Origin of the sequence: Cryobacterium sp. Sr8 (assembly GCF_004403225.1) — a bacterium.
Taxonomy (GTDB): Bacteria; Actinomycetota; Actinomycetes; order Actinomycetales; family Microbacteriaceae; genus Cryobacterium; species Cryobacterium psychrotolerans.
Genome location: NZ_SOHO01000060.1, coordinates 24,310 through 48,912, shown reverse-complemented (window position 1 = coordinate 48,912; position 24,603 = coordinate 24,310). Strand labels below are relative to the sequence as shown.

27 protein-coding genes and 1 pseudogene are annotated in these 24,603 nt (G+C 67.4%); 14 read left to right on the top strand and 14 right to left on the bottom strand.

Translation table 11 applies throughout. The features are described from left to right. Positions 1-43: 43 nt before the first annotated feature. Positions 44-1,915: a hydantoinase/oxoprolinase family protein gene (locus tag E3T54_RS12495; protein ID WP_134475975.1), complete on the bottom strand. Its 1,872-nt coding sequence runs from the start codon at positions 1,913-1,915 to the stop codon at positions 44-46. Positions 1,916-2,084: 169 nt separating this feature from the next. Here E3T54_RS12495 and E3T54_RS12490 point away from each other — a divergent pair, with 169 nt between their 5' ends. Further along, on the top strand, positions 2,085-3,923 hold the full coding sequence (locus E3T54_RS12490; protein ID WP_134475974.1) for a sigma-54-dependent Fis family transcriptional regulator: 1,839 nt from the start codon (positions 2,085-2,087) through the stop codon (positions 3,921-3,923). An 11-nt stretch (positions 3,924-3,934) separates the two neighbouring features. Here E3T54_RS12490 and E3T54_RS12485 read toward each other — a convergent pair whose 3' ends face one another. Further along, positions 3,935-4,753 (bottom strand): IclR family transcriptional regulator, encoded by an 819-nt coding sequence (locus tag E3T54_RS12485; RefSeq protein WP_134475973.1) that lies wholly within the window; start codon positions 4,751-4,753, stop codon positions 3,935-3,937. 196 nt (positions 4,754-4,949) lie between these two features. Here E3T54_RS12485 and E3T54_RS12480 point away from each other — a divergent pair, with 196 nt between their 5' ends. The 3 genes from E3T54_RS12480 to E3T54_RS12470 are packed head-to-tail and all read left to right on the top strand — an operon-like array spanning position 4,950 to position 7,545. Beyond that, a complete protein-coding gene (locus tag E3T54_RS12480) occupies positions 4,950-5,666 on the top strand; it encodes a CoA transferase subunit A (protein ID WP_134475972.1) in 717 nt (238 codons plus the stop codon). A gap of 32 nt (positions 5,667-5,698) precedes the next feature. Beyond that, the gene (locus E3T54_RS12475) at positions 5,699-6,355 is read left to right on the top strand and encodes a CoA transferase subunit B (RefSeq protein ID WP_134475971.1); all 657 of its coding nucleotides are present in this window, start codon (positions 5,699-5,701) and stop codon (positions 6,353-6,355) included. After that, positions 6,352-7,545 carry an acetyl-CoA acetyltransferase gene (locus E3T54_RS12470; RefSeq protein WP_134475970.1) on the top strand — a complete coding sequence of 398 codons (1,194 nt, stop codon included), beginning with the start codon at positions 6,352-6,354 and terminating at the stop codon, positions 7,543-7,545. The genes E3T54_RS12475 and E3T54_RS12470 overlap by 4 nt, the downstream gene beginning before the upstream one ends. An 88-nt stretch (positions 7,546-7,633) precedes the next feature. Here E3T54_RS12470 and E3T54_RS12465 read toward each other — a convergent pair whose 3' ends face one another. Then, a complete protein-coding gene (locus E3T54_RS12465; RefSeq protein ID WP_134475997.1) occupies positions 7,634-8,311 on the bottom strand; it encodes an alpha/beta family hydrolase in 678 nt (225 codons plus the stop codon). 194 nt (positions 8,312-8,505) lie between these two features. Here E3T54_RS12465 and arfB point away from each other — a divergent pair, with 194 nt between their 5' ends. Further along, positions 8,506-8,928, top strand: coding sequence for an alternative ribosome rescue aminoacyl-tRNA hydrolase ArfB (arfB, locus tag E3T54_RS12460; RefSeq protein WP_092324465.1), 423 nt, complete (start codon positions 8,506-8,508; stop codon positions 8,926-8,928). Between the two features lie 124 nt (positions 8,929-9,052). Here the strand turns inward: arfB and E3T54_RS17110 are convergent, their stop codons facing one another. The 3 genes from E3T54_RS17110 to E3T54_RS12445 all read right to left on the bottom strand — a co-directional run bounded on the left by E3T54_RS17110 (position 9,053) and on the right by E3T54_RS12445 (position 11,854). Continuing rightward, a complete protein-coding gene (locus E3T54_RS17110) occupies positions 9,053-9,301 on the bottom strand; it encodes a hypothetical protein (RefSeq protein ID WP_206751264.1) in 249 nt (82 codons plus the stop codon). Between the two features lie 184 nt (positions 9,302-9,485). Next, on the bottom strand, positions 9,486-9,905 hold the full coding sequence (locus tag E3T54_RS12450) for a prevent-host-death protein (protein WP_134475968.1): 420 nt from the start codon (positions 9,903-9,905) through the stop codon (positions 9,486-9,488). A 65-nt stretch (positions 9,906-9,970) separates the two neighbouring features. Then, the gene (locus E3T54_RS12445) at positions 9,971-11,854 is read right to left on the bottom strand and encodes an FAD-binding monooxygenase (RefSeq protein ID WP_134475967.1); all 1,884 of its coding nucleotides are present in this window, start codon (positions 11,852-11,854) and stop codon (positions 9,971-9,973) included. Positions 11,855-12,198: 344 nt separating this feature from the next. On the opposite strand from E3T54_RS12445, the gene E3T54_RS12440 reads away from it, so the two are divergent. Both E3T54_RS12440 and E3T54_RS12435 read left to right on the top strand, forming a co-directional pair. Continuing rightward, positions 12,199-12,399 carry a hypothetical protein gene (locus E3T54_RS12440; RefSeq protein WP_092324521.1) on the top strand — a complete coding sequence of 67 codons (201 nt, stop codon included), beginning with the start codon at positions 12,199-12,201 and terminating at the stop codon, positions 12,397-12,399. A gap of 69 nt (positions 12,400-12,468) precedes the next feature. Continuing rightward, positions 12,469-13,440 carry a squalene cyclase gene (locus E3T54_RS12435; protein ID WP_134475966.1) on the top strand — a complete coding sequence of 324 codons (972 nt, stop codon included), beginning with the start codon at positions 12,469-12,471 and terminating at the stop codon, positions 13,438-13,440. Here the strand turns inward: E3T54_RS12435 and E3T54_RS12430 are convergent. Then, positions 13,437-13,916 (bottom strand): nitroreductase/quinone reductase family protein, encoded by a 480-nt coding sequence (locus tag E3T54_RS12430; protein ID WP_134475965.1) that lies wholly within the window; start codon positions 13,914-13,916, stop codon positions 13,437-13,439. The genes E3T54_RS12435 and E3T54_RS12430 overlap by 4 nt on opposite strands. A 169-nt stretch (positions 13,917-14,085) precedes the next feature. On the opposite strand from E3T54_RS12430, the gene E3T54_RS12425 reads away from it, so the two are divergent. Continuing rightward, complete coding sequence (locus E3T54_RS12425) at positions 14,086-14,382, top strand: zf-TFIIB domain-containing protein (RefSeq protein ID WP_092324473.1); 297 nt, start codon at positions 14,086-14,088, stop codon at positions 14,380-14,382. Positions 14,383-14,412: 30 nt separating this feature from the next. Here E3T54_RS12425 and E3T54_RS12420 read toward each other — a convergent pair. Together E3T54_RS12420 and E3T54_RS12415 are read right to left on the bottom strand one after the other, a co-directional pair. Next, positions 14,413-14,826, bottom strand: a pseudogene (locus E3T54_RS12420) (cation transporter); the annotation flags it as partial. Positions 14,827-14,934: 108 nt separating this feature from the next. After that, the gene (locus E3T54_RS12415) at positions 14,935-15,831 is read right to left on the bottom strand and encodes a LysR family transcriptional regulator ArgP (RefSeq protein WP_134475963.1); all 897 of its coding nucleotides are present in this window, start codon (positions 15,829-15,831) and stop codon (positions 14,935-14,937) included. 68 nt (positions 15,832-15,899) lie between these two features. Here E3T54_RS12415 and E3T54_RS12410 point away from each other — a divergent pair, with 68 nt between their 5' ends. The 3 genes from E3T54_RS12410 (at position 15,900) to E3T54_RS12400 (ending at position 17,534) form a co-directional block, all read left to right on the top strand. Further along, a complete protein-coding gene (locus E3T54_RS12410) occupies positions 15,900-16,586 on the top strand; it encodes a LysE/ArgO family amino acid transporter (RefSeq protein ID WP_134475962.1) in 687 nt (228 codons plus the stop codon). A gap of 66 nt (positions 16,587-16,652) precedes the next feature. Next, positions 16,653-17,027 carry a helix-turn-helix transcriptional regulator gene (locus E3T54_RS12405; protein ID WP_134475961.1) on the top strand — a complete coding sequence of 125 codons (375 nt, stop codon included), beginning with the start codon at positions 16,653-16,655 and terminating at the stop codon, positions 17,025-17,027. Between the two features lie 12 nt (positions 17,028-17,039). Continuing rightward, complete coding sequence (locus tag E3T54_RS12400) at positions 17,040-17,534, top strand: SRPBCC domain-containing protein (RefSeq protein WP_134475960.1); 495 nt, start codon at positions 17,040-17,042, stop codon at positions 17,532-17,534. 9 nt (positions 17,535-17,543) lie between these two features. Here the strand turns inward: E3T54_RS12400 and arsA are convergent, their stop codons facing one another. The 5 genes from arsA to E3T54_RS12375 all read right to left on the bottom strand — a co-directional run bounded on the left by arsA (position 17,544) and on the right by E3T54_RS12375 (position 22,673). Beyond that, positions 17,544-19,325 (bottom strand): arsenical pump-driving ATPase, encoded by a 1,782-nt coding sequence (arsA, locus tag E3T54_RS12395; protein ID WP_174844420.1) that lies wholly within the window; start codon positions 19,323-19,325, stop codon positions 17,544-17,546. A 19-nt stretch (positions 19,326-19,344) separates the two neighbouring features. Continuing rightward, entirely contained in the window at positions 19,345-19,752 is a 408-nt protein-coding gene (arsD, locus tag E3T54_RS12390) for an arsenite efflux transporter metallochaperone ArsD (RefSeq protein ID WP_134475958.1), read from the bottom strand. A gap of 120 nt (positions 19,753-19,872) precedes the next feature. Continuing rightward, a complete protein-coding gene (locus tag E3T54_RS12385; protein WP_134475957.1) occupies positions 19,873-20,295 on the bottom strand; it encodes an arsenate reductase ArsC in 423 nt (140 codons plus the stop codon). 77 nt (positions 20,296-20,372) lie between these two features. After that, a complete protein-coding gene (locus E3T54_RS12380) occupies positions 20,373-21,314 on the bottom strand; it encodes a metalloregulator ArsR/SmtB family transcription factor (RefSeq protein WP_134475956.1) in 942 nt (313 codons plus the stop codon). 45 nt (positions 21,315-21,359) lie between these two features. Continuing rightward, the gene (locus E3T54_RS12375; protein WP_134475955.1) at positions 21,360-22,673 is read right to left on the bottom strand and encodes an FAD-dependent oxidoreductase; all 1,314 of its coding nucleotides are present in this window, start codon (positions 22,671-22,673) and stop codon (positions 21,360-21,362) included. Between the two features lie 91 nt (positions 22,674-22,764). Here E3T54_RS12375 and E3T54_RS12370 point away from each other — a divergent pair, with 91 nt between their 5' ends. The 3 genes from E3T54_RS12370 (at position 22,765) to E3T54_RS12360 (ending at position 24,543) form a co-directional block, all read left to right on the top strand. Beyond that, a complete protein-coding gene (locus E3T54_RS12370; RefSeq protein WP_134475954.1) occupies positions 22,765-23,115 on the top strand; it encodes a metalloregulator ArsR/SmtB family transcription factor in 351 nt (116 codons plus the stop codon). Continuing rightward, entirely contained in the window at positions 23,112-23,831 is a 720-nt protein-coding gene (locus E3T54_RS12365; protein ID WP_134475953.1) for an MIP/aquaporin family protein, read from the top strand. The genes E3T54_RS12370 and E3T54_RS12365 overlap by 4 nt, the downstream gene beginning before the upstream one ends. A 103-nt stretch (positions 23,832-23,934) precedes the next feature. After that, positions 23,935-24,543: a DUF4395 domain-containing protein gene (locus E3T54_RS12360; protein ID WP_092324490.1), complete on the top strand. Its 609-nt coding sequence runs from the start codon at positions 23,935-23,937 to the stop codon at positions 24,541-24,543. Positions 24,544-24,603 lie beyond the last annotated feature (60 nt).

The window sequence follows — 24,603 nt, the reverse complement described above, 5'->3', positions numbered from 1 at the left end:
TTACCTTCCTTGGGAAACAAAGTGGGTTACGGGAAGTTGCTGATTACTTGTGCTGGTGACCGTGAGTGTCGGTGAGCAGCAGGTCGCCGGCGGCCGAGATGTTCAGGCGCCAGCCGGCGGGTACCCTGGCCGTGAAGAACGGGCCTTCGACGATTGCCGGGCCGGATGCCGCGGCGCCCGGTTTCTGATCGTCGAGCCGGTAGACCGACACCGTGTCGACCTGGGACGCGGAGGACCGCACCTGCCGCGTGCCGCTCGCCACGGCAACGCTGTTCTCGGCCGGCAGGCCACCGTCGAAGGTGGGGTGCGGCAGCCGGAAGACCGCCTTGAGCGCCAGGATTTCAGCCTCGCCCTCAGTGATGGTCGTCCACTCGAGGTCGCACTCGCTCAGGTTGTGTCCCTCCTGGAACATGTCCCGGGCCGCAGACGCCTCCATCCGCTGCTTCGCCGCGTCAATCGCCGCGGCGCCGAGGCCGGTGACGTCGCTCTCGTAGGACTGCGCGATGTCGGAGAAACTGATCCCATATGCCGAGAAGACGGCGGCCAGGCGAGGCACGAGCACGTGGCGGACATCGGCGAGCCGGGCCGCACCGCAGGCGCTCATCGGCCCGCCGCCGCCGAACGCGGCAACGGTCGTGTCACCGGCCGGGTCGACGAGGTCCGCGAACGCGTGGGCCAGCCGGCGCGAGTAGGTGTCCTCCATCAGGATCAGCGCCTCTTCGAGGTTGATTCCGAGCGGTTCCGCGACGGTCCGGGTGATGACGGCGCGGGAGCGTTCGGCGTCCAGGGCCATCTCGCCCTCCAGGTACGTCTCCGGATCCAGCACTCCGAGCAGGAGGTTGACGTCGGTGATGGTGGCCTGCGTTCCGCCGAATCCGAAGCAGGCCGGGCCGGGCGCGGCCCCGACGCTCTCCGGGCCGACCGTGATTTCGCCGTCACGTACGGCGATGATCGAGCTTCCGCCCACGCCGGTCGAACGAACATCGCTCATCTCATAGGAGATGTCCACGCCCTGGATCGAACCGCGCCGGTCAACGGCGATCGTTGAATCGTGCACGGCCCCGACATCGGTGGTCGTGCCGCCGACGTCGATCATCAGCACGTTCGCCAGGCCGTAAGCCTCGGCCAGGGCGCGAGTGCCCTCCAACCCGCCGCGAGGCCCAGAGGAGTACGTCTTGAGGGCCACCGACTTCGCGACCCGGGAGGACGCGCCGTCGTTGCGGTAGATCAGGAGGGGATTCTTGACTTTGTAGGCCCGGAGCCGGTGCTCCGCGCTGTAGAGGAAACGCTCCACCGTCGGGTGCAGGAAGGAATTCAGGATGCCGGACCACACCTGCCGCGTCCGCGACGTGTCCGCGGCGAATTCGCGGGAGAAGAGAATCGGCACCGAGCCGAGCAGGTGCCGGGGGAAGTTCTTCAGCATGGTGCGCTTGTACAGGTGCTCGCGTTCCAGGCTGGATGCCGCGACCACCAGCCGTTCGGCCCCCGCCGTCGTCAAACGGTTGATCCCGGCGACGAGCTCCCTGGCGAGTTCCTCGGGCGTCCCGTCGGGGGAGACGACCTCGACGCGGGCGCCGATCAGGTCGACCCAGAGTTCCGCGGTCTCCTCCGAGGCGCGCAGCGCGTCAACGAGCTGGGGATCATCCGTGATCAGGCCGATCAGCGGTCCCTTGCGCTCCACCAGGGCGTTGGTGCCCTGGGTGGACGAGTAGCGGATGTGGCGGGTGGAGTGGAGCAGGCCGGCCAGGTCGGCCTTGCCGAAGAGCTGCGCCGACGCCTTCGTCATCGCGTCGAAGAGGCACTGTGACAGGTCGACCGGGGTGGTCAGGGTCTTCGTGAACGTGAAATCCGTCCCGCTGCCGACCACGATGTCCGTGAGTGTTCCGCCATTGTCGATGTTGATCAAACGTTCCATGAGCGCTCCTTTGCGTCTGTCTTGTGAATGACCGTGGGGGCCCTTTCGGGGCCACCAACCAACAGTGGCTCCGGGCCTCCGCAGCGACCTGTCCCAGATTGGGACACGTCTCGTGTAGCGGATCCCAAGCTTGGAAGCGCATGCTTGCAGGGTCCACAAAGGAGTAGATATGCCGGGAATCGTCGAGCGTCGTTCAAGGATCGCGACTGCACGGGCCGATTTTCTGCGGTCAGGCCGGGCCGAGTCCACGACAGTGCCCGGGGTCGTCGCCGCATCCTGGCAACGCTCCTTTTCGGCCGGAGTCGACGCCGCGACGTCGCAGGCCGCGTACCACGAGGACCTTGACCTGACCGGGCGCCTGATGCGCAGCGCCGCGCCGGTCATCGCCCGGCTCAGCGATGACCTGTCGGAAATGCCCCTGAGTATCGTGCTCACCGACTACCGGGCGAGGATTCTCAGCCGGTCGGAGACCGACAGGACCATCGGCACCCTGCTGGACAAGGTCTCGCTGGCGCCGGGGTTCAACTACGCCGAGGGATCGGTCGGGACCAACGGCATCGGCACGGTGCTGGAGTCAGGCCAACCGCTGTACATCGTCGGTCCGGAGCACTTCCACGAACAGCTCCAGCCTTTTGCCTGCGCGGGGAGCCCCATCCGCGACCCTGCCACCGGCCGGGTCGAGGGCGTGCTCGATATCAGCTGCCTGACCGAGCATTCGAGTCCGCTCATGCATTCCCTGGTGAGGTCGGCGGCACACGACATCGAGCGCAACCTGCTCGTCGATCGCAACGAGTGCCAGCAGGCCCTGTTCGACACGTTCATCCGGCTGGACTCCCGCACTCGAGGCGCCCTGATGGCGATCGGCGGTTCGATTGTGATGGGCAATGCCGTCGCGCAGAACCTCTTCGAACCGTCCGAGCAGCGCACGATACATGAACACGCGCGCTATCTCATGATGGGACAGAGCAACCCCGTCGACCAGATCGAGCTGTCGTCCGGGAAGGTCGTTCACCTCCGCGGAACACGGATCATCGTCGGTCATGATGTCGCGGGGATCGTCGTGGCCGTGCAGATCGTCTCGGAGACGGCATCCCTGGAGCATCGGGCATCCGGTCGCGGCTACCGCGCAGGCGAGACACAGCCGGCCTCCCTTGGAGCCGGGCCGGCCGTCGCGGACCTGTCCGTCGCCTCCGGCGATGGCCGTTCGCTCCTGTGGCACCGGGCCTGCAGCGGTATCTCCGATGCGCTCCGCGATGACGTCGCCTTGCTGGTCACGGGTGAGACCGGGTGTGGAAAACGCTCGCTCATTGCCGATCTCTACCGGAGTGCCGTGCCGGGCGGCCGCACCATGGTGTTCGCGTCGGCCGACCTGGATGGGCCACGCATCAGGGATGCGGAGCGTGCGCTGGCCGATACGGTCGATCCCACTCTCTTCCTCTTCACGAACATCGACCGCCTGAGCATCGACGGCGTCGTCGTCCTGAACGACTTCCTGGTCGGGCTCGCCGCCAGCGACCGGCCGATCTTCATCGCCGCGACCGTTTCAGACGCCGATCTTGGTTCCGGACTTCCTTTCCGGGATCTCCTGCCGCACTTCGCGAGGGCGGTGACGGTGGCCCCGCTTCGGCACCGGATTGAAGACCTCCCCCTGCTCGTGGCGCACGTCATCGCCAACGTGACCGGGGGGCGCCGCGCCGCGGTGAGCCCCGCCGCGATGCGCGTCATCTCCCGCTACCCCTGGCCGCGGAATATCAGGGAGCTGGAAGAAGCGCTCGCCGTGGCGTTGCTCAAACGGCCCGTCGGTGAGATCCAGCCCGAGGATCTGCCGGGATACTGCCACAGTGGCGCCAGCCGGCTCCTTTCGGTTCTGGAATCGGGGGAGCGGGACATGATCGTGGCGGCCCTCCACGATGCCGAGGGCAATCGTGTGCGCGCCGCGGCGGCACTGGGAATCGCGAGGTCCTCGCTCTACCGCAAGCTCAAGAGTTTCGGCATCGACGCCGCGTAGGGAGCGCCGGGTCAGCGGGCGGGAGCGGATTCGTCCTGCCGCAATTTCCGTGTTATCGCCTGGGCCTCCTCGACGAGGAGTCGCCCCAGGTGCTCCTGTCGTTCAGGCCGGAAGCGGGGTTCGATGCCGGTCAGCGACAATGCCCACCCCGGCCGGCCGGCCGGGTCGAAGACGGCCGCGCCCATGCCCCAGCTGCCCTCGACGATCATCCCGGGGTTGACGGCGTACCCGGCGGCCCTCGTCCGTTCGATGCCGGCGCGCATGGCTGCTGGGGAGTTCTGTTCGCCCCACCGTTGCACAAAGGCCGGGTCCGCATCCAGCAGCAGCTGGTCCACCTCGGGGTCAGGCAGGGCGGCGAGGATGGCCATGCTCGCCGAGGCGACACCGAGTGGGAACCGCACGCCCTCGTGCAGGACGAAGGACCGGATGGGGAAGCTGCCTTCCTCGCGCAGCAGGCAGACCGTTTCGTTGCCGCGGCGGACCGAAAGGAAGGCGCTTTCCTCGGTCGCGTCGGCGAGCCTGCGCAGGGAGGGCCGGGCGAGGTCCTCAATCGGATACCGCGGCGCGGCGACGGTACCCATGACGAAGATCTCCGGGCCATAGCGCCAGGTGTTGCTCTTCGGATCGAGTTCCAGGAGCCCCTCGGCGGCGAGCGAACCCAGCAGGCGATAGACCGTCGGGCGGGTCAGCCCGGAGTCCCGCACGATGTCAGCCAGGGCGGATCCGTTGGGGTCCCGCCCGACGAGCCGGAGGAGCAGCGCGACCCTGCTGACGACCTGGGCGCCCTGCACGGGCTTTCCGCCGGCGGCCGTTCCCGACAAACCGAGCATGAGTTCTCCTGTCCATAATGTGGATATCTCTATGATATCGTTCCGTCCCCGTGGGCGTAATCAACGCACCGTGGTCGCGGGCATTGACAGTTCTTCCGTTGGGCGAATACGATTGATTGTAAATCAATTGTCCATAAAGTGGACACGCGCAATGCCGCATTTCGGTGCAACCACGACGACTCAACGAGGAGATCCAGTGTCCAAGGTTCATGCAAGCGCGGCCGACGCGCTCGGTAACGCACTCAGGGACGGGATGGTCCTGGCGGTCGGCGGCTTCGGCCTGAGCGGAATCCCGGCGGACCTGATCGACGCCGTGCGCGCATCCGGGGTGCAGGATCTCACGGTTGTGTCCAACAACATGGGCATCGACGGCAAGGGTCTCGGAGTGCTGCTCGAGGCCGGGCAGGTGCGCAAGGTGATCGCGTCCTACGTGGGCGAGAACAAGCTGTTCGCCGAGCAGTTCCTGGCCGGAGCGCTCGAGGTGGAATTCAGCCCCCAGGGCACCCTCGCCGAGCGTTTGCGCGCCGGCGGAGCCGGCATCCCCGCGTTCTATACCAAGACCGGTGTCGGCACCCTGATCGCCGAGGGCAAGCCGCACGATGAGTTCGACGGCGTGACCTACATCCAGGAGCGCGGGATCGTCGCCGATGTCGCTCTCGTGCGTGCGCACCTGGCCGACACCGACGGCAACCTCGTCTACCGGTACACCGCACGCAATTTCAACCCCATCGTCGCCACGGCCGGCCTCGTCACCGTTGCCGAGGCCGAACGAATCGTGCAGCCGGGCGACATCGACCCGGAGCACGTCGTGACCCCGGGGGTGTACGTCCAGCGGCTGGTCCTGGCCGGGAACCGACCCAAGGACATCGAACAGCGCACCGTTCGCCAGCGGCCGGTCGCGGCCGTCGCGTAGCCGCAGCAACCCACAACTTCAAGGAGGAAATCATGGCATGGACACGTGACGAAATGGCAGCGATCGCGGCCGGGGAACTCAGCGACGGCGATTACGTCAACCTGGGCATCGGCATCCCGACCCTCGTGGCAAACAACCTGCCCGCGGGCATCCGGGTGACGCTGCAGAGCGAAAACGGGCTGCTCGGAATGGGGCCCTACCCCTTCGAGGGCGAGGAGGACGCCGACCTGATCAACGCCGGCAAGCAGACCGTCACCGTACTGCCGGGCGGGTCAATCTTCGATTCGGCCACTTCCTTCGGCATGATCCGCGGCGGTCACGTGAAGGTCGCCATCCTCGGCGCCATGCAGGTCTCCGGGGCCGGGGACCTCGCCAACTGGACCATCCCCGGGAAAATGGTCAAGGGCATGGGCGGGGCGATGGACCTGGTCGCGGGCACCCCGCGCGTGGTCGTGCTCACCGAGCACACGGCGCGGGACGGCTCGGCGAAAATCGTCAACGAGTGCAGCCTGCCGCTGACCGGGGTGGGAGTGGTCGACCGCATCGTTTCCGACCTCGCGGTGTTCGACGTGACGGATGCCGGACTACGGCTTTGCCGTCTGGCCCCCGGAGTCACCGTCGAGCAGATCCGCGCGAGCACCGAGCCCGCCTTCTCCGTCACCGCAGACCTGAGCGAGGTGGCCGAATGAGCCTCAAGGAACAGTTCGGCACCGACGTGCTGCTGACCGGGTGGGGTCACACTCGCTTCGGCAAGCTTGTGGACGACACCCTGGAAACCCTCATCGTGCAGGTCGCGTCGGAAGCGATCGCCAATTCGGGCGTGGATGCCGCGGATATCGACGAGATCTTCCTCGGTCAGTTCAACTCCGGCCTGTTACCGCTCGGCTTCCCCTCGTCCCTGGTCCTGCAAACGGACCCGGCGCTGGTCAATGTGCCGGCGACGCGTGTGGAAAACGCCTGCGCCTCGGGGTCGGCCGCATTCCAGCAGGGCGTGAAGTCGATTCTCGCCGGCACTGCCCGTACCGTGCTGGTGATCGGGGCCGAGAAGATGACGCAGGCCTCCCCGGAGCTGGTCGGGTCTGCGCTCCTCGGCGCTGACTATGACATGGCGGGGAAGTTCTCCACGACGGGCTTCACCGGACTGTTCGCCACCGTGGCCAGGGCATACGAGGAGCGCTACGGACCGATCGGAGACGTCCTGGGCTCCATCGCGGCCAAGAACCACCGAAATGGCCTCGCCAACCCCTACGCGCAACTGCGCAAGGACCTGGGGGAGGACTTCTGCCGCACCGTGTCGGAGAAGAACCCCATGGTGGCGAGCCCGCTGCGCCGCACCGACTGCTCTCCGATTTCCGACGGGGCCGCAGCCGTGGTTCTCACCTCGGACCGGTTCCGCGCGGGCTCCGCCGTGACCGATCCGGTGCGTCTGGCCGGCTTCGGGCAGGCCAATGATTTCCTGCCGGCCGCCCGCCGTGACCCGACCGAGTTCGCGGCAACCCGCGTCTCCTTCGAACGCGCCCTGGCGATGGCCGGCGTCGGGCTGGACGACCTGGACTTCGCTGAGGTTCACGACTGCTTCACGATCGCCGAGCTGATCATGTACGAGGTCATGGGCCTCACCGCGCCGGGCCAGGGTCGCCAGGCCATCGAGGAAGGTTGGGTGTCCCGTGACGGCAAGCTCCCGGTGAATATCTCGGGCGGCCTCAAGGCGAAGGGGCACCCGGTGGGGGCGACGGGAGTCTCCCAACACGTGGTGTCAGCGATGCAATTGACCGGCACCGCGGGGGACATGCAGCTTCCGGCTCCCCGGCGCGCCGTCGTCCAGAACATGGGCGGCGTCGGGATAGCCAACTACGTCAGCGTGCTGGAGTCCGTGTAGCCCGCCCTGCGCCGCCAAAGCGTTTGCAGCGGGGTGCGGGCGTTCCAGGCAGCGGAGGGGGCGCCTGAGGAAGCGGCCCTGGCGCTGTTCAACCGACCCCGGGCCGGCTACTTTCCCGCAAGAACGTGGCGACGGCCGGAGCGAGCGCTGCTCCCACCTCGGCGGGGCTGCGCCTGGCGCCCTTGATCTCGAACGAATGGTTAGCTTCGACCAGCCACTGGAGCGTCGCCGTTGCGCCGATCCTCTCGACGACCTGGTCGAGCTCCTGGACGGTGGCGAACGGGTCGCGCGTGCCCTGCAGGAACAGCGTCGGCAGGTCGATTCCGTACAGGTGCTCGTCGCGCATCGTCTCCGGCTTGCCGGGCGGATGCAACGGGTAGCCGAGCAGGACCAGGCCTGCTGCCGCCATGCCGGCGGCCACCGCCATGGAGGCCATGCGCCCGCCGAAGGACTTGCCTCCCGCCCAGACGGGTTCGCCTGGGGAACGGGAGATCGCGACATCCATGGCCGCCCGCCAGACGGCGATCGCCGTGGGTGCGCGGTCGGGAAAGCGCCTGCCGGCCTCCCGGTACGGAAAGTTGAACCGCAGGGTCGCCACCCCCTGATCGTTCAGCGCCTGCGTGAAACCGACGAGGAACGGGTGGTCGAAGCCCGCACCCGCGCCCGGCGCCACGACCAGCGTCGAAACTGCGCCGGCCGGCCGGGCGAACGCTCCCGAAACCGCCCCGTCCCCGACGTCGATGCGGATGTTCTCTGAGGGCTCCATGCGTCTGTCGATCGCCTCGGGGATCTCGGCCTGGGTGATCAGGTTCATCGGCGGGTTGAGCTGGCCCGACTTCATCAGCTTCCGCCGTGAGGGGTCGCATATCGACCTTCGTTGGCCCGTGGAAGGTCGATTTGCGACCCCTCACGCGCGGCATTGATGCTTCAATCGCACCTGCATCGTGCCACGCTGGTGGCATGGATCTGGAGGTGTCGCCCGCGCTCACGATTCCCGCGTCGGAACTCGGCTGGCGGTTCTCGCGTTCGTCCGGGCCCGGCGGCCAGCACGTCAACACCTCGGACAGCCGCGTCGAGCTCTTCTGGAACGTCGCCGACTCGGCGGCACTCGACGATGACCAGCGGATGCTGCTGCTCACGCGACTCGGACGTCGCCTCGTCGCCGGGGTGATCACCGTGGCCGCCTCCGAGCGGCGCTCCCAGCTGCGCAACCGCGAGATCGCCCTGGCCAAGCTCGCCGACCTCGTGGCCGCGGGCCTTGCCCCCGATGCGGCTCCCCGCCGCCCGACCAAACCCACCCGGGGCTCGGGCCGGCGGCACCTCGCCGCAAAGCAGCAGCGGTCGGCGACGAAACGGCAACGGCAGCGGCCGTCCGCCGAGTAGCACCGTCCAGCCTGCAGGCTCCAGCCTTTGGTCCCTCGCATAGGTGAGGACGGCCGGCGAACAGTCATACGCCTGCTGTGGAAGCGCGTCGAGCACGTCGAAGAGGCGCCGTTGCCCCGCGGAACTAGCCCCGGTTTTGTTGTTCAGTCAGCTTCACTGCGAGCAGGTTTGCGGCTTCTCCCGGTGTCAGAGTCAGAATGCTGGCCTCGTCCACGCCGAGTTCGCTGAGTGCTCGGATGAGGTAGAGCGGCAGAGCGTTATCGGCGCACTGGTTCTTGGGTGCGCCCCGATCGGGGAGCCGCCCTTTGCGGACGCACGCCCAGAAGATATCCACGGTCACTTCGAGCTGCTCTCGTAAGATACGTGACCACATGCTTGGAGAGTATGTCGATTTGTCGATGGGCTTCGAGATGCGGGTTCGAAGGATTCGCCCGTCCCATAGCGTCAACTCGTACGTGCGATGGTGCGATACCGGCCGGCCCGTAGCTCCGCGAACGATGCTCCAGCCTTCTCCCTCGCAGAACTCGTCGTGGTGCTCACGCGTGGCAGCCGGGTGCTTACTCACCACCGCACTCAAGCCAATCGAGGAGCTGATCCTCGTCGGAGAGCTTGATCAGCTGAACGAGCGCCCAATAGGCCGTGTGGTTGGGTGCACCCTGGAGCCGGTCCTCCCAATCATCCGCGTATTCCCGCAGCGACAGAGCGAGGTCTGCGAGAGCGCCAGAGATATCCTCGCCCTCCGAGACAAAGGGGCGGTCCTGCATGAGGGCGATCGTACGCCCGTCCTCCCTGTACACCTTCACACGCGGCGAGACCGTGCGGTAGAAGTATCCGCGGAGCTTCTCGGCCGGCATAACTGCCGACAAGTGGGCGTCGCGGAGCACGGTAACGATGCGCCCCTGCTCAGTGGCGTCGAGGACGTCCTTGAGGTGCAGACGTGCGTCAGTGAACGAGCCGTAGTCGGCTGTGATTGGCATGGCTGTTCTTCTCCGTTGGGGACGTACATGAAGTACATCACGTACATCGTAGCGCGTCCAGCCGGCTACCGCACGAGCAGCATCTGCCGGAAGAACGCAGCCAGCTCCGCGGTCGCCGTCAGCGGCAGCACGTTCGCCACGTACTGGTCCGGGCGCACCACCACAACGGCGCCACCGCGGTTGATGCCGCGGAGCTCGAAAATGTCGTGCTCCGGGTCTGCGGCGTACACCTTCTCGTAGTCGATCAGCGCGAACGGACCGGTCTTCGGCAGGAACGCGCCGGGAACCCGGCCGATGTCCACGCCGGCGTGCGCCTGCTGGTAGACCACCTTGACGTCGAAGACGCTGTCGATGTCGCTCCCCGCGGGAGTGTGCACGAGAAGCGGCGAATCAGGCGAGGTCTGCATCCAGTGCGCCCAGTCCGCCAGTGCCGAGGGCTCACCGGAGAGGTCAGCATCCGCGAACGCGTACACGCGCCAGCGCCCGTCGGCGCGGTGGTGGTGTCCGAGCTGCACCGGGTTGGCGTCGGCGACGCGAACCACGGGGGCGGACTTGAAGCGCTTGCCGACCGGGAACCCGGTGGCGAGCTCCTGGTGGGTCGACTCGCCAATCAGCATCGACGGCGGGTACTGCGTCATGAAACCGGCCGGGAACTCGGCGGTCTTCGTGTAGAACTCCTCCAACGGCACGTCGAGCTCCTCCGGCTTCTTCGCCATCAGGCTCGACCACTCCTTGTCGAAGTCGATGAGGTTCTTGGCGATGACCTGACGCTCGGCCGAGTAGGTGCCGAGCAGGGTTTCGGGGCTGCGACCGTCGAGCACATGGCCGAGCTTCCAGCCCAGGTTGAAGCCGTCCTGCATCGACACGTTCATGCCCTGGCCGGCCTTGGCGCTGTGCGTGTGGCACGCGTCACCGGTGATGAAGACGCGCGGCGTGCGGGTGCCGATTTCTGCGGGGAGCACGTCGTCGAATCGGTCGGTGAGACGATGGGCGACCTCGTACACGCTGTGCCAGGCGACGTTCTTCACGTCCAGCGTGTAGGGGTGCAGGATCGCGTTCGCCTTCCCGATGATCTCGTCGATCGTCGTTTTTCGCACGGCCCCATTGTCACCGTCGGCCACGTCGCCCAGGTCGACGTACATGCGGAACAGGTAGCCGCCCTCGCGCGGAATGAGCAGGATGCTTCCGCCTGAGCCGGACTGGATCGCGCACTTCGTGCGAATGTCCGGGAAGTCGGTGACCGCGAGAACGTCCATGACCCCCCAGGCGTGCTTTGCCTGGTCGCCGGCGAGCGTGCAGCCGATGGAGTCGCGCACGCCACTGCGGGCGCCATCGGCGCCGACCACGTACTTGGCGTGAACGGTGCGCTCCTGTCCCGCCCGTTCCCCGGTGGTGTGCGCGAGCGTCACCGTGACGGGATATTCGCCCTCGTTGCTATTCGACAGGCCGCGGAACTCCAGGCCGAAATCCGGCGTCATCCGCGTCGGCGAACTGGCCATCACCTCGGCGAAGTAGTCCAGCACGCGCGCCTGGTTGACGATGAGGTGCGGGAACTCGCTGATGCCGGTGGGGTCATCCACCGCGCGGGCGGTGCGGATGATGCGCGAGGGATCGCTCGGGTCCGGCTTCCAGAAGGCCATCTCGGTAATGCGGTAGGCCTCGGCGATGATGCGCTCGGCGAAACCGAACGCCTGGAAGGTCTCGACGCTGCGTGCCTGGATCCCGTCGGCCTGCCCGATCGGGAGACGTGCGCCGCGGCGCTCAACGATACGCGTGGTGATGCCGGGGAACTGGGAGAGCTGGGCGGCGGTGATCATGCCCGCGGGGCCCGTTCCGACGATGAGCACGTCGACGTTCTCGGGGAGTTCGTCGGGGCGATCGATGCCGACCCCCGCGGCGTCCTGGATGCGCGGGTCTGTGGATACGTATCCGTGGTGGTGGAACTGCACGGCTTCCTCACTTCGTTGTGGGCGAATCGGACATCACTGTCGCTGTATCTCTTCGATAATCCAACGCGCAGTTCTTTTGTCGTTTTCTGAATCGTATATCATCCGGCTGGCCGCGGTGCTGTGCGACGAAGACGCGCCCGAACAACGCCCCGGACTGGTGCCGGAGCATCCGGTTCGCCCTCGGACAGGCACCCGGGCCGTTGGCCGTCGCCTCGGGCGTTGACTTCACCGCGCACTTCCTTGGCCGGGAGCTGTCCGAGGCGCGGGTTGTCGCTTTGCGGGCACTGCGGCTATCTTGATGCCGACGGAGTAGTCAGGAAGGCCTCGTGGAAACGGAGGATCGGATGGGTACGGACAGCCGGGCACGGGTGATCGTGCGAGAGGGACCATGGGGCTTCGTCTTCTTGTTGGCATACATCGGAGCCGCCATCTACTTCATCTCGATGTCAAGCGGATCATTCTGGGGCGTCATCCTCGGGCTGCTCCAGGCGGCCGTCTGGCCGGTCTACGTCATTTACCACGTGTTGGTGCTGATCGGCGCCTGATCGCGCCGCCTGAGCCCAGGCCCGTGCGTTGCCGCAACGGGTTCGTCGCAGCGCGGTAGCCTGTCGGCCATGAGCCTCGACCCCGCCCTGCTCGACTGGATGCTCGACGCCGACCCGGCGCTGAGCTGGCGGGTCGAGCGCGACCTCGCCGGCGCGCCACCCGACGTGTGGGGCGCGACCCGGGCCCGAATCGCGACCGAGGGGTTCGGAGCGCGGCTGCTCGCGCTGCAGGACCCGGACGGGCAGTGGGCGGGCGGGGCGTACTTCCCGAAGGACTTCGACTCCGAGGGCCCGGAGGCGGCCGATGACGCGGGACAGCCGTATACCGCGACGACGTGGTCGCTCAACGCGCTCCGCGACTGGGGCCTGGATGCCGCCGTCCTGGCCGGCACGGCCGACCTGCTCGCCGCGAACAGCCGCTGGGAATACGAGAACCTGCCGTATTGGGGCGGCGAGGTCGACTGCTGCATCAACGCGTTCACGCTCGCCAACGGCGTCTGGCTCGGGGCGGATGTCTCCGGCATCGCCCAGTGGTTCCTCGACCACCAGATGGCCGAAGGCGGCTGGAACTGCGAGTGGGTCGAGGGCTCGACCCGGTCGTCCTTCCACTCCACGCTCAACTCGCTGAAGGGCCTCCTGTACTACGAGGCTGCGACCGGAGGCAGCGACGCGCAGCGCGCTGCCCGACGAGCCGGTGAGGAATACCTGCTTCAGCGTCGTCTGCTGCGCCGGCTGTCCACCGGCGAGCCCGTTGCGTCATGGGCGACGCGGTTCGTGTACCCGTTCCGCTGGTTCTACAGTGTGCTGAACGCGGCGGACTACTTCCGGGCGGCGGCGCTGCACGACGGGACGGCCCCCGATCCGCGGCTCGCCGACGCCATCGAAGTGATCCGCGCCGCCCGCCGACCCGACGGCACCTGGCTGCAGGAGCGCCGCCACCCCGGGCGGGTGTGGTTCGAGGTCGATGTACCGGCCGGCGAGGCGTCGAAGTGGCTCACGTTCTACGGCACGCGTGTGCTCGAGTGGTGGGACGGTCGTTAGGTTTCGGGTCCTGAGATTCTGGGTTCGAAAACCACCACGGCCGTCTCCGTCGATCGGCGGCGGGCGTAGCCGTCGAGATCCTTGTCGAGTGACCGCCAGAGGTCCCAGAGCCGGGCACGCTCCGCTCCGGTCGCGGCGTGGGCGACGACCTCACGGGGCCCGTCGGTGAGCTGCACCCGGGCCTGCGGGTGCGCCTGCAGGTTCAGCCACCACGCGGGTTCTCCTTCGCCCCAGCCGTTCATCGCCATGGTCACCAGGTTCGGGCCGTCCTCGAAATAGCCGACGATCACCGACCGCTCCTGACCGCTGCGGCGCCCGATTGTGGTCAATCGCAGTGCGCCCCAACGCTCGGCCTGAGCGGGCCACAGGCCGCGACGCCCGCCGGTGAACCGGACGAGGGCCCGGTGCACCTTCCAGAAGAGCACGATGAACCATCGCGGCTGAAGTCGCGGGGTCCGTTCGCTCTCACCAGGCATCCTGATCAGCCCCTTCCGCCGCCGACACCGGTCATGGTAGCGGGGTCTGGTCACCCGCGCTGACCTCGGCGCCGCGGTGTATTGTGCGTCCGCCACGGGCCGGTTGCCAGCTTGAGGCAATAGGTTTTTTCCATGGATGGGATCGTCCTTCTCCTGGATTGGATTGCCAATGAAATGCCCCACCGATGACACCCTCCTGGTCATGACAGACCGCTCGGGGATCGAAATTGACTACTGCCCCCAGTGCCGGGGTGTGTGGTTGGACCGTGGCGAACTCGACAAGATCATCGAGCGATCTTCGATCGCTGCCGTGCCGCAGGCATCCGCCCAGCCTCCAGCCGGCTACCCGGCGAACGACGGCTGGTCACGCGGCCGCACTGACGACGCACACGGCCAGTCCCACGGCGGTTACTCGGACGGGCGAAAGCGCAAGAAAGAGAACTGGCTCAGCGAGCTCTTCGATTGAGCCGAATCCGGCAACGACGCCGCCGACGCGTCAATCCGCGTCGAAGGCCCGTTCGCCCGTGAGGACACTGATCGGCACCGAGCCGGTGTCACCCTTCCAGGCTTCCAGTCCCTCCCGGATGGCGAACCCGGCAATCACCAGGGCAGCGATCGAATCCGCCCACGCCCACCCCAGCTGAGAGTTGAGCAGCAGTCCACCGAGGAGCGCTGCGGACAGATAGCTGCACATCAGGGTCTGCTTCGAGTCCGCCACGGCCGACGCCGACCCCAGCTCACGGCCGGTGCGGCGCTCCAGCCAGCTCAGCACCGGCATGACGGCGAGACTGACGGCAGCCAGCGCGATCCCGACCGGGCTGTGCTCCGCTTCGCGAAGGCCAAAGATCGACAAGCCGGCATCGACAATCACGTAGGCGGCCAGGCCGAAGAACGCGTACGCGATGACGCGCTTCGTTTCCGGGCTGGATCGATGTCGCGAACGTTGACGAGCATGCACTGACTACACAGTCACCACTGATCTGTGGAGGCCTCACCGCCAGGTGCGCTGTGCGTCGGACTAAGACCGTCTGAGCTGTGCCGCAGCAGCTTCCCGCACGACGTGCGTGAGGCCGTCGAGCAGGGGAGAGGCGAGGTTCCACCGCTGCCAGTAGAGCCGAACGTCGACCGGATGCTTCGGCGCGAGTTCCACGAGGGCGCCGGCGCGGAGGTGGGCGTCGGCCTGCTGCTCGGGCAGAAGGCCCCAGCCGAGTCCAAGCACAATCGAGCGGGCGAAGTCGGCGGAGGTCGGGATGAGGTGCCGAGGTCCGGACGGCTCGCGGCCGGTTGCCGTGCGCACTAAATCGCGCTGCAGCTCGTCCTTCCGGTCGAAGTCGACGACCGGGATGCGGTCGAGGTCGGCGAGGTCGCCGCGGGGGTTCCAGCGTGAGAGGAAGGCGGGGGAGGCGACGGCCTTGTAACGCATGAACCCGAGCAGACTCGACGTGCATCCCTGCACGGCCTGTTCCGCCGCTGTCACGGCGGCCATGACGGTGCCGGAGCGAAGGAGGGAGACGGTGTACTCCTCATCGTCACGGTGCACGTCGAAGATGGCGCCGAAGCGCTCGTGGGCGGTTGCGAGGGCGGGCAGGAACCAGGTCGCGAGTGAGTCCGCATTGACGGCGACGGCGATCGAGTACGTCGCCTGTTCCTGGCCGTCCTCGCCCAGCTCCCGGCGAAGGTCTTTGCCGAGGAGATCCACTTCACGTGCGTAGCGCGCCACGCTTTCGCCCGCGGCGGTGGCCCGGGCGGGATTCGTGCGTTGCACGAGCAGCTGCCCGGTCGCCTCCTCCATCGCCTTGATGCGCTGGGATACTGCAGAGGCGGTGACGTGCAGGCGCACAGCGGCGGCGTCGAACGTGCCCTCGTCAAGGACCGCCACGAGGGTCCGCAGATGCTCGAGGGAATACGACGGCATTAGCTCTCCTAACGGTGAATAAGAAACATTAGCTGTTCTGTCGTCAGCCGGCTGCGTAGGGTCGAGGAATGCAGAACGTGATTGCGCCCTTGTTGATGGGCCTCGGAACCGGGCTCGCCCTCATCGTCGCCATCGGGGCCCAGAACGCGTTTGTTCTGCGGCTCGGCATCGCCGGCCGGGGCCGGGAGATCCTCGCCGTCGTCGCTATCTGCGCCGCATCCGACATCGCGCTCATCGCCGCCGGGGTGCTCGGCATCGGTTCCGTGGTCGAGCGCTTTCCCGTGGCGCTCATCGTGCTGCGCTTTGTCGGCGCCGCGTTCCTTATCGGCTACGGAGTGCTGGCCGCTCGTCGCGCGGTGCATCCCGGTGCGCTGCGCGTCGACGAGGGTGCCGTGGCGCCGATTCCCGGCGCGGTCGCTACCGGGACTCAGCACGGCGCGACGCTGACCGTCGAGCGCCCCGTTCGTCTCCGCGCAGCGGTGGTGACCGCACTGGCTTTCACCTGGCTCAACCCGCACGTGTACCTCGACACCCTGATCTTCGCGGGATCGATCGCCAACCAGCAGGGTCCTGACCTGCGCTGGTGGTGGGCGGCCGGCGCCATGATCGCGAGCCTCGTCTGGTTCTTCGCCCTCGGCTTCGGCGCCCGCCTGCTCCGGCCGATCTTCGCTCGTCCGGCGGCATGGCGCGCTCTGGACATCTGCATCGCAGTGGGAATGATCGGCCTCGGGCTTGGCCTCGCAATCGCCGGCTGACCGACCGAGCCTGCCGGCGTCCGAACCCCTTGCGGCACCACGTCAGGAAAGCTAAAGTACAACCAAATGGTTGTAGAAAGCGTAGTGGACGACGAAGCGGACCGCATCTTTCATGCGCTCGCCGATGCGACGCGCCGGGACATCGTGGTGCGTGTCGTCCAGCAGGAGCAGTCGGTGTCGACGCTCGCCGCAGGCTATGCCATGAGTTTCGCGGCGGTCCAGAAGCACGTGGCGGTGCTCGAGCGGGCGGCCCTGGTCGTCAAGGAACGCCGGGGGAGGGAGCAGATCGTGCACGGAAACCTCGAAACCGTCCGCCGGGCCACCCGCCTGCTTCAGCGCTACGAGGAACTCTGGCGGTATCGCGTGCAGAACATCAGCAGCATCCTGTCCGAAGACCGAGAAGAAGACCGAGAAGAAGACCGAGAAAAGGAAAACGAGTAAAGGAGAGAGTTCATGACTGTCGTCAGTTCACACAAAGACCCGGAGGCGCTGACCCTCACGTTCGTGGCCGAGTTCGACGCGAGCGTGGAACGGGTGTGGCAGGTGTGGGAGGATCCCCGCCAGCTCGAGCGGTGGTGGGGCCCGCCCACGTGGCCGGCCACCTTCGACCGGCACGACTTCGTGCAGGGTGGCCGGTCGAACTACTACATGACCGGCCCCGATGGCGAGAAGGCCCGCGGCTGGTGGGTGATCACGTCGATCCAGCCGCCGCACCGGCTGGAGTTCGACGACGGTTTCGCCGACGAAAACGGTGAGCCCGTCGGCGACCTGGGCGCCACCCACGGTGTCGTGACGCTGGAAGCATCCGAGGTTGGCACCCGGATGACCGCCGTCACCACGTTCGAGAGCGTGGAGCAGCTCGAGAAGATGTCGGCCATGGGCATGGAGGAAGGCATGCGGGAGGCGCTGGGCCAGATCGATGCGCTGCTGGCCGAAGTGAGGGCCTGACCGGTCCGGTCAGGCCTGGGCGTCTGCGGCCACCTCGACCGGGCGGCCGTCCTGCAGGGCGCGCAGGGCCGGGATGCCGACCGGCTCGGCCGAAAGCAGGGGAACAACGGCCAGCCTGTCCGCGAAGCGACTCTGCACCTGGTCGATCTCCGCCAGCTCGTTCGCGGCCCGCGCCCGGAGGAAGGGGGAGTCCGGCGCCGCCGCCGCGATCGAGTTGTTGATGATCCAGGCCCACGGCGTGATGCCGGCGCGGCGCAGGTCTTCCTGCAGCTCGGCTGCCTCGAGCACCGGGGTGGTCTCGGCGAGGGTGACGAGCAGTACCTTCGTCTGCTCCGGGTCCTGCAGCTTCATCATCGGGGTGGTGACGTGCATGGTGCTGCCGACCTGGCGCTTGACCTCCCGGTCGTAGGAGCCGGTCGCGTCGAGGAGGAGCAGGGTGTGGCCGGTCGGTGCCGTGTCCATCACCACGAATTTACTCTTCGCCTCCCGGATGACGCGGGAGAACGCCTGGAACACGGCGATCTCTTCGGTGCAGGGGGAGCGGAGGTCTTCCGCCAGCATGGCCAGGCCCTGCTCGTCGAGGTGGGCGCCCTTGCTGCGCATGACCGAGTCGGTGTAGCGCTGGATCTCTACGGCGGGATCGATGCGGGAGACTTCGAGGTTGTCCGCGCCGCCGTGGAGGGTGTCGGCCAGGTGCGCAGCGGGGTCCGTCGTCGTCAGGTGCACCGGGAGTCCGCGTTCGGCCAGCGCGACGGCGATGGCTGCCGCCATGGTGGTCTTGCCGACTCCGCCCTTGCCCATCAGCATGATCAGGCCGTGGCCTGCGGCGGCGATGTCGTCCACGAGGGCCGACAGCGGCGCGTCCGGCGTGACCAGCGAGGCATCCGCGGGGTCGGTGGGGGAGTTCCCGGGCTGGAGCAGGCTCCGCAGCGCGGGCAGGCCCACCATGTTGTTGCTCTTCAGATCGATGTGGTCCGTCCGCAGCGCTTTCAAGGCCTCGGACATGTCCGCGAGGGCGAGGCGTTCGCGGCCGCGGATGGACGTCGCCAGGGGGTCGGTCCCCGCGACGTCGGCGGGAAGGATGCCGTTGACCACCAGGTATTGGTTGGTCATGCCGATCGCGGCCAGTTCCGTGTGGGTTCGGGCTGCCTCCTGCAGCGTGGACTGCTGGGCCCGGGCGACCAGGACCAGCCGGGTGCGCGCCGGGTCGGCGAGGGCGGAGACGGCTTCGGCGTAGATCGCCCGCTGCTTTTCCAGCCCGGAGAGCGGGCCCAGGCAGGAGGGGTCACCCTTGCCTTCGTTGAGGAAGTCCGTCCAGGATCCCGGCAGCCGCAGCAGCCGGATCGTGTGGCCGGTCGGTGCCGTGTCGAAGATGATGTGGTCGTAGGCGGCGGTCCAGGCGGCATCCGTGAGGAGGTCGGTGAACTCGTTGAAGGAGGCGATTTCGGTGGTGCAGGCGCCGGAGAGCTGTTCCTCGATCGAGGCGACGGCCGCGGCCGGGAGCACGCCGCGCACCGGTCCGACGATGCGTTCCCGGTACTGCTCCACGGCCTGCTCCGGATCGATTTCCAGGGCGGACAGACCCGGCACGGAGTCGATCGGGGTGACGGTGTTGCCGATGGTGACGCCGAAGGCCTGGCCCACGTTGGAGGCCGGGTCGGTGCTGACGAGCAGAACGGATGCCCCGGCATCGGCCAGACGCACGGCCGTCGCGCAGGCGACGGAGGTCTTGCCGACCCCGCCCTTGCCGGTGAAGAAGAGGAAGCGCGGGGCGGCGTCGAGGAACTTCAGAGCAGTCATTTCTATCGTTTTAGCAGCAGCTGGTTCCGCCGCAGCACGCGGAGTCGCCTTGTTCCGCGGCGGTGGCCGTGGCGGTGGCCATGGGCAGCAGTCGTGCCTCGGGGACCGGGGCAACGGCAAGGCCGGCCCAGCGGGCCAGCTCGGCGCGGGTCGGGTACCGGCCGGTCAGCACGGTGGCGCCGTTGACGAGCACGACGGGGAGGCCTTCCTCACCGGCCGTGTGCAGGAAGGTGCGGGCGGTGTCGTTTTCGGCGAAAGCCAGCGGCTCCTGGGCGAGGTTGAACCGTGCGACGTTGCCACCTTCGGTGCGTACCCAGTCCATGTCAGCCGAGAAGGTGATGAGTTGCTGGTCGACGTCCACGCCGCAGATGCCCGTGCCGCAGCAGAGGCCTGGTTCGAAGATCTGGATGTTAGTCATGAGTCAACCGTTCCTTTAGCGCCGTCTTCAGAGACCGGGTGTTCGTGGCGGCTGCCCTTCCACCATATCGACGGTTGTCGATGCAACGCAAGGCGTGGACCTGCCAATCTCCGGTGTGCTTCAGGCCCGGGAGTCCGCCGCGGCGGGAAGGATTTCGGCGAGCAGCTTCTCGATCCGAACCTTGATCTCGTCACGGATCGGGCGGACCGACTCGATGCCCTGGCCGGCCGGGTCGTCGAGTTCCCAGTCCTCGTAACGCTTGCCGGGGAAGATCGGGCAGACGTCGCCGCAGCCCATGGTGATCACCACATCGGATTCCTTCACGGCGTCCGTGGTGAGCACCTTGGGCACGTTACCGGCGATGTCGATGCCCTCTTCGGCCATGGCCTCGATCGCAACCGGGTTGATCTGGTCTTTGGGGGCGGAGCCCGCGGAGAGAACCTCAACGCGGCCGTGGGACAGGGCGGCCAGGTAGCCGGCGGCCATCTGCGAACGGCCTGCGTTGTGGACGCAGACGAAAAGTACGGTGGGCTTGTCAGGCATGGCGTTTCCTTTGCTCGTGGCGGCTTGACTAAAGCATAGACGGCCATCTATGGGTTGTGAAGAGTTCAGACGGAAATTCAGCTGCCGTTCACCCTGGCGGCCGACATCTCAATCTCGGTCAGCAGGTCACGCACTCGCCGGGTGATGTCGTCGCGAACCGCGCGCACGCCGTCGAGGGGCAGGCCGACCGGGTCGGCGAGATCCCAGTCGAGGTAGCGGCGGCCGGGGTAGACGGGGCAGGCGTCGCCGCAGCCCATCGTGATCACGTAGTCGGCGGCGCGCACGACTTCGTCGGTCAGCGGTTTGGGGTACTCGCCGGCGATCGGGATGCCGACCTCGTCGAGCACGTTGATCACGAGCGGATTCACGAGCTCGGCGGGCTCGGACCCTGCGGTCCTGACGCGCACTCGGTCCCCGGCGAGCGACCGAAGGATCGCGGAGGCCATTTGGGACCGTCCGGCGTTCTGCACGCAGACGAAGAGCACCTCGGGCGTCTCGTCGGTGACCAGGTTTTCGACGGTCGCCAGGGCGCTGAGCCGTTCACCGGCGAACCGGCTGGTGAGGGACGGCAGGTAGCGGGTGATTCGGGCTCGCTCGGCCAGGAGCGCGTAGCTTTCCCTGACATAGCGGTCGATTGTCTCCACGGAGAACACGCCGCGGAATCGCATCGCGAGGTCCTCGGTGATGCGCTCCAGCACCGCCGGTGCCAGCGGAATCGGTGGCGCACCCCGGCGCGCGCGCAGCACCTCGGTCACGTCCGCCTGTCGGCCCGGCGTGACGGAGTACCAGGCGACGCGGCCGTCCTGCTCGCGCTCGAGGAGACCCTCTTCGACCATGACCCGCATGTGGTGGCTCACGGTCGGCTGGCTCAGCCCCAGCGCAGTGGCGAGCTGTCCGACGAGGGCACGGCCGCCGGGACTGTCGACGACCATCCCGAGCAGTTGCACCCTGGTCGGATCCGTCAGCACCTTCAGGCTCCGGGCGATGCCTGCAGCGGCGTCGCGAGTCGGAATGGCCATGAGCGTGAGTCTAATCGGGCGAGTGCCGCCGCACCCTGCGGTGCATCAGCAGCAGTTCGACGCGCCACCACCGCCGGTGGAGCAGGCGCCGGTGGCCGGGAGAATGAGCTGCACCTGTCGGGCAGCGTCACGGTTGCCCGCGAGTTCGTCCGCGATCGAGCGCACCTGCTCGTAGCCGGTCGCGAGGAGGAACGTGGGCGCGCGTCCGTAGCTCTTCATGCCGACGATGAAGAAATCCCGCTCGGGCTGGGTCAGCTCGGCCACCCCGTGCGGCGACACGGTGCCGCAGCTGTGCAGGTTTGGGTCGATCAGCGGAGCGAGGGCAGCGGGGGCTTCCACGATCTCATCGAGGGAGAGACGGATCTCGCGCAGCATGTCGAGGTTGGGCCGGAACCCGGTCGCATTCACGATGACATCCGCGCGGACGCGTTCCAGGCCTCCGCGGCGGTTGCCGACGATGTCGACGCCGTCGCCGTCTCGCTCCAGTCCGACGATTTCGAATCCGTCCACCTGGCTGATCGCGCCGGATTGGGCGAGGCGGCTGACGGAAGCCCCGATCGACGCGCGAGCCTGAAGCTCATCGTCGGCCGAGCCCAGGACGCGTACGGCTGCCGTGTTGCGAATGATCCAGGTCACGGTCGTGCCCGGTTCATCCCGCGCAAGCTGCGCCAGGTTGATCAGGGTGTTGGCCGCGGAGAGTCCCGCTCCGACGACGGCCGTGTGCTTGCCGGCGAAACGGTGACGTTCGGCGCCGAGGACGTCGGGCAGGGCGTGGCTGACGAGGTCGGCGACGCCTCCAAATCCCAGCGGGTCGAGGCCGTTCGAGCCCAGGCTGTTGGGGTTCAGGTACGTCCCGGAGGCGTCGATGACGGCGGCCGCGCGGACATCCGTGATCTCCCCGTCGGCTCCGGCAAGGCGCAGGATGAATGCGCGGGATCCGCGGCCGGCGGTGCGGGTGCGGTCCATCCCTTCACGGCTGACCGCTGTGACGGTCTTACCGGTGCGGATGCGGGACGCGATGGCGTCCAGGGCGGCCAACGGCTCGAGGTAGTGGGCGATCAGCTCGCTCCCGGTCGGAAGTGAGGACTCGTCGGGCTCGGTCCAGCCGGCGGCGAGCAGGAGTCGCCGGGCCGCGGGATCGACGAGATGCTTCCAGGGGGAGAACAGCCGGGTGTGCCCCCAGGCGGCCATGCTGGTGGCGATGCTCTCGCCGGCCTCGTAGACGATGAAGTCGATGCCGCGCTCGTGCAATTGTGCGGCGGCGGCGAGCCCGATCGGTCCCGCGCCGATGATCGCCACGGGCAACGTGCCAAGGTGAAGGTTTCGGGCTGCAGGAGACGTCAGGTCGATGAGTGTCATGTCGATGCCGTCCTTCTATATTGATTGTTGTCGATGAATGAATCCTGCCCCACAATATCGACAGATGTCAATGTTGACTTATGCTGGGCACATGTCCACTCCCACCTTGCTTCCGCTGGATGAGACCGAGGTCTGCCGGGCTCCGCTGACCCGGCAGCCCCTTGACGCGGAGCAGGCGGTGGACCTCGCCCGTCTCCTGAAGGCCCTGGCCGATCCCGCGAGGTTGCGGTTGTTGTCGATCGTTGCGGCTTCCGAAGGCCAGCAGGCGTGCGTGTGCGACCTGACCGAGCCCGTCGGCCTCAGCCAGCCCACGATCTCTCACCACCTCAAGGTGCTCATGGAGGCGGGTTTCCTCAGCAGGTCCAAGCGCGGCACCTGGGCCTATTACGCCCTGGTCCCCGGGGCACTTGACTCCGTCGCGACCGTGCTCGTCACAGCATGAGCGAATTCGCCCGGCGAGTTTCTGCCGAGTTTCTGGGGAGCCTGCTGCTGGCCGCCCTCGTCGTGGGTTCCGGCATCGCGGCGCAGCAGCTTTCCCCGAGCGACGTGGGATTGCAGCTGCTCCAGAACGCCCTCGCCACGGCGCTGGGACTGTTCGCGATCATTCTGATCTTCGCGCCGGTCAGTGGCGCCCACTTGAACCCGGTCGTCTCTCTCGTCGACGCGGCGCTCGGGCACCGGTCCTGGCGCGACGTGGCGGCCTACGTGCCGGCACAGATCGTCGGCTGCATCACCGGAGCGGTCGTCGCGAACCTGATGTTCGGGCTTCCGGCTGCGAGCATCAGCGCGACCGAGCGCCTCTCGGCCCCGCATCTGCTGGCGGAGGTCGTGGCTACCGCGGGCCTCGTGCTCGTGATCTTCTCACTCGTCCGATCGGGCCGGGGTCACCTCGCGCCGGCCGCGGTCGGCGCCTACATCGGCGCCGCCTACTTCTTCACGAGTTCCACCAGCTTCGCGAACCCGGCGATCACCATCGGCCGGATATTCTCCGACACCTTCGCCGGCATCGCCCCGTCCGCAGCGCCGGGCTACATCGCCGCGCAGCTGGCCGGGGGACTGCTCGGCTTCGCCCTGGTGCGGCTCTTCTACCCGAGCGCCGGCCAGGGCGTCCGAGCCGCACAGGCGAAGGCCCCGGATCCGGCGGCGGCACTCCCGTAGGTTTCGGGCGCCGGGATCACAGGCAGACAAATACCCCCTGGGGTATAGTTCATCCTGTTCGAGGCAGTCAACGAAGGAGAACTCCCATGTGCGGTGCAGCCGAATGACGAGTTCCGCGGAACGTGCGGACGAGGCCCCCGTCATCGGGGAGTTCGTCGACGGCATCACCATTCCCGTCATCAACGAACGCGCCGTGCGCGCGTCCGCCGGGCTGCTGTTCCTGTTCGGGACCATCGGGTTCATGACCGCGGCGCTGACCGGGGACTTCCAACTCCTGCGCATGTTCGGCATGACATTCATGCTCGACATGATGATGCGCTTGTTCGTCGGCACCCGGTTCACCCCGAGCCTGATCATCGGTTCGCTCATCGTTCGGCGTCAACGCCCCGAATGGGTCGGTGCCGAGCAGAAGAAGCTCGCCTGGACATTCGGCCTCGTGATGGCGTTCGTCTCGTGCGCCGCGATGGGTTTCCTGGGCCTCAGCGGGGAGATCACGCTGGCGCTCTGCAGCGTGTGCCTGGTCCTGCTGTTCATCGAGAGCGCCTTCGGGATCTGCGTCGGTTGCGAATTCCAACGGCTGTTCAGCAAGACGAAGCCGGAACTCTGCTCGGGCGACACCTGCACGTACGTGCCGCCGAAGCGCGGTGAGCGCCATTCGGTGTCGTCGGCGTCCGAGCGTGACGGACAGCCAGGCGAGCTCAAGCGATCGTAGGGTGACGATCGCCGCGCAGCGGCGACTACGGTTGAGGAGGCCCGAGAGAGGACTTCCATC

Bases quoted from the DNA above. Each gene is read 5' to 3' on its own strand.
- E3T54_RS12495 (WP_134475975.1), bottom strand. From the start codon at position 1,915: ATGGAACGTTTGATCAACATCGACAATGGCGGAACACTCACGGACATC.
- E3T54_RS12490 (WP_134475974.1), top strand. From the start codon at position 2,085: ATGCCGGGAATCGTCGAGCGTCGTTCAAGGATCGCGACTGCACGGGCC.
- E3T54_RS12485 (WP_134475973.1), bottom strand. From the start codon at position 4,753: ATGCTCGGTTTGTCGGGAACGGCCGCCGGCGGAAAGCCCGTGCAGGGC.
- E3T54_RS12475 (WP_134475971.1), top strand. From the start codon at position 5,699: ATGGCATGGACACGTGACGAAATGGCAGCGATCGCGGCCGGGGAACTC.
- E3T54_RS12470 (WP_134475970.1), top strand. From the start codon at position 6,352: ATGAGCCTCAAGGAACAGTTCGGCACCGACGTGCTGCTGACCGGGTGG.
- E3T54_RS12465 (WP_134475997.1), bottom strand. From the start codon at position 8,311: ATGGAGCCCTCAGAGAACATCCGCATCGACGTCGGGGACGGGGCGGTT.
- arfB (WP_092324465.1), top strand. From the start codon at position 8,506: ATGGATCTGGAGGTGTCGCCCGCGCTCACGATTCCCGCGTCGGAACTC.
- E3T54_RS17110 (WP_206751264.1), bottom strand. From the start codon at position 9,301: ATGTGGTCACGTATCTTACGAGAGCAGCTCGAAGTGACCGTGGATATC.
- E3T54_RS12450 (WP_134475968.1), bottom strand. From the start codon at position 9,905: ATGCCAATCACAGCCGACTACGGCTCGTTCACTGACGCACGTCTGCAC.
- E3T54_RS12440 (WP_092324521.1), top strand. From the start codon at position 12,199: ATGGGTACGGACAGCCGGGCACGGGTGATCGTGCGAGAGGGACCATGG.
- E3T54_RS12435 (WP_134475966.1), top strand. From the start codon at position 12,469: ATGAGCCTCGACCCCGCCCTGCTCGACTGGATGCTCGACGCCGACCCG.
- E3T54_RS12430 (WP_134475965.1), bottom strand. From the start codon at position 13,916: ATGCCTGGTGAGAGCGAACGGACCCCGCGACTTCAGCCGCGATGGTTC.
- E3T54_RS12425 (WP_092324473.1), top strand. From the start codon at position 14,086: ATGAAATGCCCCACCGATGACACCCTCCTGGTCATGACAGACCGCTCG.
- E3T54_RS12415 (WP_134475963.1), bottom strand. From the start codon at position 15,831: ATGCCGTCGTATTCCCTCGAGCATCTGCGGACCCTCGTGGCGGTCCTT.
- E3T54_RS12410 (WP_134475962.1), top strand. From the start codon at position 15,900: ATGCAGAACGTGATTGCGCCCTTGTTGATGGGCCTCGGAACCGGGCTC.
- E3T54_RS12405 (WP_134475961.1), top strand. From the start codon at position 16,653: ATGGTTGTAGAAAGCGTAGTGGACGACGAAGCGGACCGCATCTTTCAT.
- E3T54_RS12400 (WP_134475960.1), top strand. From the start codon at position 17,040: ATGACTGTCGTCAGTTCACACAAAGACCCGGAGGCGCTGACCCTCACG.
- arsD (WP_134475958.1), bottom strand. From the start codon at position 19,752: ATGACTAACATCCAGATCTTCGAACCAGGCCTCTGCTGCGGCACGGGC.
- E3T54_RS12385 (WP_134475957.1), bottom strand. From the start codon at position 20,295: ATGCCTGACAAGCCCACCGTACTTTTCGTCTGCGTCCACAACGCAGGC.
- E3T54_RS12380 (WP_134475956.1), bottom strand. From the start codon at position 21,314: ATGGCCATTCCGACTCGCGACGCCGCTGCAGGCATCGCCCGGAGCCTG.
- E3T54_RS12375 (WP_134475955.1), bottom strand. From the start codon at position 22,673: ATGACACTCATCGACCTGACGTCTCCTGCAGCCCGAAACCTTCACCTT.
- E3T54_RS12370 (WP_134475954.1), top strand. From the start codon at position 22,765: ATGTCCACTCCCACCTTGCTTCCGCTGGATGAGACCGAGGTCTGCCGG.
- E3T54_RS12365 (WP_134475953.1), top strand. From the start codon at position 23,112: ATGAGCGAATTCGCCCGGCGAGTTTCTGCCGAGTTTCTGGGGAGCCTG.
- E3T54_RS12360 (WP_092324490.1), top strand. From the start codon at position 23,935: ATGACGAGTTCCGCGGAACGTGCGGACGAGGCCCCCGTCATCGGGGAG.